The following is a 6,214-nucleotide window of genomic DNA, read 5'->3' as shown; positions in this document are numbered from 1 at the left end:
CCACCACGTTCGGCGTGACCACCGTTGTGAAGTTATCCTTCGACGCCGCGGCTGGTGCCAGCAGTGTGCCATTCCTGGATTACATCGGTGTTTCGGTGGAATCACTGCAGATCAACGGCGAGGATATTGCCCTGGAGGAGGCGGTCGGTGCCGCTCGGATCCTGCTGCCGGGTCTCCGCGACGGCGCCAATACCGTGCAGATCTCGTCCACCTCGAAGTACTCCCGCTCCGGCGAGGGACTGCACCGTTTCGTGGACCCCTCCGATGGTCAGGTCTACCTCTACACCCAGTTCGAGGCCGCCGATTCTCGCCGAGTGTTCCCGGTGTGCGAACAGCCTGATCTGAAGGCACGCTTCCGATTCGCGATCACTGGTCCCGAGAGCTGGCAGCTGCGCTCCAATTCACCGGAGATCAGTAGCGAACACGTGCCCGGTGAAGCCGCAGGGCTCGACGGCGTCGGGCTGGTCCGGGTGGACTTCGCTGAGACCGAGCCGATGAGCTCCTACATCACCGCGCTGCTGGCGGGCCCCTACCACCTGGAGACCGGGCGATGGCGCGATATTGACCTCGCAGTGCTGTGCCGGGCCGCGCTGGCCGAGCACCTCGATGCCGAGGAGATTCTCACCATCACGGTGCAGGGCCTGGAGTTCTTCCACGAAGAGTTCGCCTACGGCTATCCCTGGGGTCGCGGACCCGGAGGAGAGGCCAAATACGACCAGGTCTTTGTGCCCGAGTACAACCTCGGGGCCATGGAGAACCCGGGTCTGGTCACCTTTACCGAGGCGTATGTCTTCGACACCGCCGCAACAGAGGCACAGCATGAGCAGCGGGCCAATACGATCCTGCATGAGATGGCCCATATGTGGTTCGGCGACCTGGTGACCATGCGCTGGTGGGACGATCTGTGGCTGAAGGAGTCCTTCGCCGACTATATGGGCACCTTCGCGGTGGATGCCGCCACCGACTTCGACACCGCTTGGGTGGCGTTTGCCAATTCCCGCAAAGGCTGGGCCTACGTCCAGGATCAGCTGCCCACCACTCATCCCATCGTCGCCGATATTCCGGACCTGGAGGCCGCGGACCAGAATTTTGACGGGATCACCTACGCCAAAGGGGCCAGTGTGCTCAAGCAGCTGGCGGCCTTTGCCGGCCGGGAAGATTTCCGTGAAGCGTCACGGCGCTATTTCTCCCGTCACGCCTTCGGCAATGCACAGCTGGAGGATTTCCTGAGCATCCTGGAGGAGGTTACGGGCAAGGATATGCGCGCATGGGCCACCGCTTGGCTGCAGACCTCGGGCATTCCGGTGCTCAGTACCGAGCTCACCGACAGCGGTGTGGCTATTCGGCAGACCGGCCTGGACCCGGCCACCGGTGAGCAGGTGGCTCGCCCCCATGTCATCGAGGTGGGACTCTATGAGCTCAACGGCGACGGCGAATTGGCGATGACTCAGAGCGTGCCGGTGGAACTGTCCAGTGATGCGCCTGACGGGCTCACCGAAGTTCCCGCACTGCGACTCACGGAGTCCGATCGGCCGCGGCTGATCCTGCCGAATGAGAAGGACTTAACGTACGCAAAGCTCAGCCTGGACGCAGAATCAGTGGCTGCCGCGCTGAGCTACCCGATCGCTGATCCACTGGCTCGGGCCACCGTGTGGGCCTCACTGTGGTCGATGACCCGTGATGCTGAGCTCAGCGCCGAACGGTTCGTGCAGGCCGTGAGCAGACTGGGACTGCAGATCCCCGAGGTCGCAGTAGCCGGCACTCTGCTGCGTCAGGCCAATATGGCGTGCGAGCGTTTCACCCCGGCCCACGCGCGGCCGGCGCTGGAGGCTCAGTTCGCCTCCCGGCTGGCCGAGTTCCTCACCGAGGTCGACGGCGGCGACGTCCAGCGCGCGGCTGCCCGTACCCTGGCGCTGATCGCGCGGCGGCACGATTCGCAGCTTGATCTGCTGGCTTCGCTGCTCGACGGTGGAGCAGCAGACCATGGGATCAGCGGATTGGCAGTTGATGAGGAGCTCCGCTGGGCCTTCCTACAGGCACTCTCGGCCCACGGTCGGGTCGGGAAGGATCAGCTGGATGCAGAACTGGCTTCACGCACCACAGCCCGGGCAAAGATCGCCCATCGGTTGGCGCTGGCTGCGCAGCCGGACCCGAAGGTGAAAGAGGGTGCCTTCCGGCAAGCATTAGCGGGAACCGACGAGCAGGGCCAAGAGCTTTCCAATGACCACCTCACCGCCGTCGTCGACGGTTTCATGGCCGATACCTCACCCGGAGCAGCGCTGACCGGGGATTATGTGGTGGAGTACTTCACCGCACTGCAGGACATCTGGTCGCAGATGACTCAGGGGCAGGCCACCCGTGTGGTGCGCGGGCTCTTCCCGGGCTCCGAAGCTCTTGGGGATGCCGAGCCTGAGAGCCACCCCGTGGCGCTGCTGGCTACGCGGTGGTTGGACCTGCACGACGACGCCCCTTCAGCACTGCGGCGGATTGTCATCGAGGAACGAGACCATCTGCTGCGGGCGCTGCGCGCCCAGGCTGCCGCCGGCTAAGCGGGTTCGGCCGCAGCGTGCTGCCCAGCCGCAGATGCCGGCGGTTCCGCACCAACTCAGCCGTTTTACCATCCACTTTTCGCTTTACCCTGACGAATCCGGGCTGGTAGCGCGAAAAGTGGATGGTAAACGGAAGTCAGCGGCGGCGGGCAGTTGCCTTCTCACGTTCGCGCAGGACTTTTTCATCCACTGGGGCATCCGTGGAGGCGCGCATCTTGCGGTAATACTCCATAGCTTCCTCCTGACGGATCAGCTCATCTCCTGAGGCGACCTCCATGCGGATATGCTCGGGCTCGTAGCCGAAGGCATCCACCACGTCCTGCACATGCGGACGCACCCTGGCCAACAGGCGGTTGATGTAGGGACTCAACGTCCGTGCGCGCTGGACCGAGATCCGCCCGTTGCCCAAGTACCAGTCCAGAGTCTGTTCGATGGTGGTCAGCGCGTAGATGTCGCGCAGCCAGGTCATCACTTGCTTGGTGCCGGGATCCTCGATGTGATCCAGTGCATCGGTGAAGGCTTCCCAGAGCAGAAGATCGGCATGAGCTTTGGCGGCATTGATGAGCTCGTACTGGTGCTCGTTGAAGACCTTCGCCTGCTCCGCCTGCGGCAGTTTGGACGCGCTGCGAAGTTCATTGGCTACATCCACCACCATCTGGCGAACCCGAGACGTCAGCAGATTCCGTTGGACCTCGGTCTGCTTGAACCAGTTGGCGCTGCGTCGTTCATCACCGGTGTCCTGAACGGTCTGCAGAGCCTGCCGCAGACCGAACCGGTGCATCACCGTTGACCCTGCCTGGGTAGCCACATAGCTGGCCAGCGCGGCAACATCGGCGTTCTTGAACTCTGATGCGTAGTCCGAGAGCAGACGTTTGGCCACCAGCTGCAGCAGGACGTTGTTGTCACCTTCGAAGGTCACATAGACATCAAGGTCTGCCCGCAATGAGGTGAACCGGTTCTCGCTGATGAAGCCCGCACCACCGCAGGCTTCCCGGGCCTCTTGGATGGTATCCAGCGCGTGCCAGGTGGCCGTGGGCTTGATGGCCGCCGCCAGAGTTTCCAGCTCCTGCCGGTTGGCATCGGTATCATCACGGCCGGAGAAGACGTCGTCGAATTTCTCCAGCAGCTTCTCCTGGGCGAAACCGGCCGCGAGCGTAGTGGCCAAGCGTGGAATCAGTCGACGCTGGTGCAGCTGATAGTCCAGCAGCACCTCCTCTTCGGTGCTGGAGGCGGCATTGAACTGACGACGCTGGTTGCCGTAGGTAACGGCGCCGATGAGCGCGATTCTGCTGGCTGCCACAGATGCGCCGGTGAGCGAGACCCTACCCTGCACGAGGGTGCCGAGCATCGTGAAAAAGCGCCGGCCGGGGGAGTCGATGGGGGATGAGTAGGTGCCGTCAGGCTCTACGCTGCCGTAGCGATCAAGCAGATTGGTCCGGGGGACTTCCACGTGGTCGAAGGTGAAGCGTCCGTTGTCGACGCCGTTGAGTCCGCCTTTATGGCCATCGTCAGTAATGGTGATGCCTGGCAGCGGATTGCCCTGATCATCTCGGATGTTGACGTAGAAGCAGTGCACTCCATGATTGACCCCGTTGGTGATCAGCTGGGCGAAGACCACCGCGTCCTTGGCATCGTTTGCCGCATTTCCCAGGTAGCGCTTCGTGGCGGCAGGGAAGGGGGAGTGCAGGATAAACGCTTCAGAATCGGCGTCGTAAGTGGCGGTGGTGCCGATGGAGGCGACGTCGGATCCATGCCCGACTTCGGTCATGGCGAAGGCTCCTGGCACCGTGAGATCCAGGATGTCAGGCAGCCACCGCCGGTGATGCTCAGCACTGCCCAGGTGCAGCACGGCTGAGCCGAAGAGTCCCCAGTGCACACCAGCCTTGATCTGCAGGGAAGGATCGGCGGTCACCAGCTCTTCGAAGGCTGCGATGTTGCCGCCGTTGTCACGCTCACCGCCGAACTCCTCCGGGAAGGGTTTGCGGACCATCCCGGCTTCGGCCAGCAGGTGCAACTGCTCCATGACCCGAGCACGGTGTTCTTCTTTGGTCAGTCCTTCAATCTTGTGCAGGCGACTGTCCTTGACCAGCTTGCGTGATCCGCGGCGAGCCTCGGCCCACTTGCCCAACAGGAGTTCCTCGAGTTCCGCAATATTTACAGAGGCGACGATATCGGTGGGTTCGGTGTTCAGTTGCTCGGCCAATGGGACCTCCTGGTCTTACAGGGTTCGGGATGACAGAGTGGGTACCAACCGCTGGTCAAAGCGGCATCCGCACTCGGTGCTGGAGTGAACGTGATGTTCAACACGAAGTAGTCTAAGATACTGGTGAGTAATAAGAAAGCAGCTGACCCTCTGAAGGAGCATTTGATGCCTGCTGAAACTCCCGTCCGCAACGCCGTGATCATCGGCGGTAACCGCATCCCCTTCGCCCGTGCTCACGGAAAGTATGCGAAGGCTTCCAACCAGGACATGCTCACCTCGGCGCTTAATGGTCTTGTGGCTCGCTATGGTCTGCAGGGCGAACGCATCGGCACGGTGGCCGCGGGTGCAGTGCTCAAACACTCCAAGAACTTCAATCTGTCCCGCGAGTCTGTGCTGGGCACCCCGCTGGATCCCGCCACCCCAGCTTTCGACGTCCAGATGGCCTGCGCCACCGGTATGGAGGCCATTGGTTCGCTGGCCAATAAAGTCAAGCTGGGGCAGATCGAATCCGGTATCGGAGGCGGGGTGGATTCCATCTCGGACGCTCCTCTCGTGGTGACCGATGAGCTGCGCGCCATCCTGATGGAGGCCAATCGCGCCCGTTCGGTAGGCCAGCGGCTGAAGGCGCTGGCGAAGATCCGCCCCGGCCATCTGGCACCGCAGGCACCGGGGGTCAATGAGCCCCGCACCGGCCTTTCTATGGGTGAACACATGGCGATCACAGCTCATCAGTGGGGCATCACCCGCCAAGAGCAGGACGAGCTGGCCCTGGCTAGCCACAAGAATCTGGCCAAAGCCTATGACGAGGGCTTCTTCGATGACCTGGTCACACCCTTCAAGGGATTAACCCGCGATAACAACATGCGCGCTGATTCCTCCCTGGAGAAACTGGGCAAGCTCTCCCCGGTCTTCGGCAAGGACCTCGGAGATCAGGCCACCATGACGGCAGCCAACTCCACCCCGCTGACAGATGGTGCAGCCACTGTTCTGCTGGGCAGCGAGGAATGGGCAGACGCGCATGACCTGCCCAAGCTGGCGAACTTCGTGGATTACGAAGAAGGCGCGGTGGACTTCGTCGACGGCGCCGAAGGTCTGCTGATGGCTCCTGCCTATGCAGCAGCCCGCATGCTGACCCGTAACGGGCTGACCTTCGAGGACTTCGAGTACTTCGAGATCCACGAGGCATTCGCCTCCACAGTGCTGGCCCAGATGAAGGCCTGGGAGTCTGAGGAGTTCTGCCGCGAGAAGCTCGGCCTGGATGCCCCGCTGGGCAGCATCGACCGCACCAAGCTCAATGTCGCAGGTTCATCGCTCGCCGCCGGCCACCCGTTCGCAGCCACTGGTGGGCGCATCGTGGCCACTTTGGCCAAGCAACTGCACGGCAAGCCCGGCAAGCTCGGTTTCATCTCCGTCTGTGCCGCTGGCGGTCTGGGCATCACCGCCATCATTGAGGGACGGTGAG

Annotated in this window: 3 protein-coding genes; 2 read left to right on the top strand and 1 reads right to left on the bottom strand. The window is 62.5% G+C overall.

Annotation, left to right across the window (positions count from 1 at the left end; translation table 11 throughout):
• A partial coding sequence (gene pepN, locus TX78_RS06955) for an aminopeptidase N (protein ID WP_044494863.1) occupies positions 1 to 2,549 on the top strand: 2,549 nt, incomplete at its 5' end.
• A 136-nt stretch (positions 2,550 to 2,685) separates the two neighbouring features.
• Here the strand turns inward: pepN and TX78_RS06950 are convergent.
• Positions 2,686 to 4,752, bottom strand: a complete 2,067-nt coding sequence (locus tag TX78_RS06950; protein WP_049897590.1) for an acyl-CoA dehydrogenase family protein — start codon at positions 4,750 to 4,752, stop codon at positions 2,686 to 2,688.
• Positions 4,753 to 4,917: 165 nt separating this feature from the next.
• Here TX78_RS06950 and TX78_RS06945 point away from each other — a divergent pair, with 165 nt between their 5' ends.
• Positions 4,918 to 6,213, top strand: coding sequence for an acetyl-CoA C-acetyltransferase (locus TX78_RS06945; protein ID WP_044494862.1), 1,296 nt, complete (start codon positions 4,918 to 4,920; stop codon positions 6,211 to 6,213).
• Position 6,214: the final 1 nt, after the last annotated feature.

Origin of the sequence: Nesterenkonia massiliensis (assembly GCF_000455245.1) — a bacterium.
GTDB lineage: Bacteria > Actinomycetota > Actinomycetes > Actinomycetales > Micrococcaceae > Nesterenkonia > Nesterenkonia rhizosphaerae.
This window is presented reverse-complemented; position numbering and strand designations above follow the sequence as displayed.